The following is a 1828-nucleotide window of genomic DNA, read 5'->3' on the forward strand; positions in this document are numbered from 1 at the left end:
GTTCATGGCCGGCACGATGATCACCGTGCCGCTGACTTGCTTGGGATCGAGGGTCCTGGCGAGATCGTAGAGGGCCAGCGGCCCCTCATACTCGTCGCCATGGTTGCCGCCGGTCAGCAGCGCTGCCGGCCCGTTGCCGTTGCGGATGACGCAGATCGGGATCATAACCGAGCCCCACGCGGAATCGTCGCGGCTGTAGGGCAAGCGCAGGAAACCGTGCTGAATGCCGTCGCGGTCGAAATCGACGGTCGGCGCGATCGGCGACGGGCGGGTGCTGGACATCGGGCTCAATCCTTCACCACCAGCTTGCGCGGCACATTGGCCAGGCACTCCACACCGGTTTCGGTGATCAGGATGGACTCGGTGATCTCCAGTCCCATCGTTTCCAGCCACAGGCCGGTCATGAAATGGAAGGTCATGCCGGGCTTGAGCTCGGTGCGGTCGCCGGGACGCAGGCTCATCGTGCGCTCGCCCCAGTCCGGCGGATAGGACAGGCCGATCGAGTAGCCGGTGCGGTTGTCCTTGACGATACCGTATCGCTTGAGGACACCGAAGAAGGCGTTGGCGATGTCCTCGCAGGCGTTGCCGGGTTTCGCGGCAGCCAGCCCGGCTTCCATACCTTCCAGCGTCGCCTTCTCGGCATCGAGGAATTCCTGCGTCGGCTTGCCTAGGAAGACGGTGCGCGACAGCGGGCAGTGATAGCGGTTGTAGCAGCCGGCAATCTCGAAGAAGGTGCCCTCGCCCCGCTTCATCGCTCTGTCATCCCAGGTCAGATGCGGCGCCGAGGCATCGGCACCCGACGGCAGCAGCGGCACGATCGCCGGATAGTCGCCGCCAATACCGTCGACGCCGCGCGTGCCGGCATCATAGATTTCGGCGACGAGATCGCATTTGCGCATGCCGACCTCGATCTTGTCGAAGATGCGCTGATGCATGGCCTCGACGATGCGGGCCGCCTTGCGCATATAATCGATCTCGGTCGGGCTCTTCACCGCACGCTGCCAGTTGACAAGCGCGGTGGCATCGACAAAGCGGGCATTGGGCAGATGCTTCTGCAGCGACGCAAAGGCGGCCGCCGAGAACCAGTAATTGTCCATTTCGACGCCGACTGTCAGCTTGCCCCAGCCGCGATCCGCAAGCACGCTGGCCAAAAAATCCATCGGGTGGCGCTCGGTCGACTGCACATAGTGATCGGCATAGCCGACGATATTGTCGTGCGCGAGATAAGCGGTGCGCTTGGCGCCGTTGGCGTCCTGGCCGCGGCCGTACCAGACCGGCTCGCCCGAAGGCGGCACGATAACCGCCTGGTGCACATAGAACGACCAGCCGTCATAGCCGGTCAACCAGGCCATGTTGGAAGGATCGCTGACAACAAGAAGATCGACGCCCTTGGCCTCCATGGCCTTGCGTGTCTTGGCGAGGCGATCCGCATATTCGCCGCGCGAGAATCTCAGGTTCGGTTGCATTGTTCTTGGTCCTCGTTTGTTGGGCCTTGCGGCCGGTATCAGCTTTGAATCCAACTCGTCGTTCTTGTTTGAGCGTGATCTCTGGACAAACGGAAAACCGTTTGTCCGAGAAAACCGGTTCCCACTTTTCCGGATCATGCTCCTGCGGCCAGCATCAGCTTTCGAAGATGGCCCCGGAACCGGCCACCCGCGCACGGTCTCGAGCGAGCGTGGCGATCGCCGTGTCCTGGACGCCAGTGCCGGTGAGATCGGCGATGGTGATGTCGCTGGCCGAGCGCCGTCCGTTTTTCGCGCCGGCGATGATCTGGCCGAGTTCGGTCACCTCTTCCTCGGCGGCAATCCCGCCCGCCGCGATTGCATGA

At 63.0% G+C, this 1828-nt stretch carries 1 protein-coding gene and 2 pseudogenes; all 3 read right to left on the reverse strand.

The genetic code is table 11. From position 1 onward, the window contains the following. A pseudogene (locus tag EN939_RS32585) lies at positions 1 to 282 on the reverse strand (succinylglutamate desuccinylase/aspartoacylase domain-containing protein); the annotation flags it as partial. Between the two features lie 5 nt (positions 283 to 287). After that, positions 288 to 1466 carry an ectoine hydrolase DoeA gene (doeA, locus tag EN939_RS32590; RefSeq protein WP_127271633.1) on the reverse strand — a complete coding sequence of 393 codons (1179 nt, stop codon included), beginning with the start codon at positions 1464 to 1466 and terminating at the stop codon, positions 288 to 290. Positions 1467 to 1620: 154 nt separating this feature from the next. Beyond that, positions 1621 to 1828, reverse strand: a pseudogene (locus tag EN939_RS32595) (ornithine cyclodeaminase family protein); the annotation flags it as partial.

Source organism: Mesorhizobium sp. M7A.F.Ca.CA.002.05.1.1 (genome assembly GCF_003998335.1).
Taxonomy (GTDB): Bacteria; Pseudomonadota; Alphaproteobacteria; order Rhizobiales; family Rhizobiaceae; genus Mesorhizobium.

What these genes read in the sequence shown, in the direction of transcription:
- doeA (WP_127271633.1), bottom strand. Translation starts at nt 1,466, where the DNA reads ATGCAACCGAACCTGAGATTCTCGCGCGGCGAATATGCGGATCGCCTC.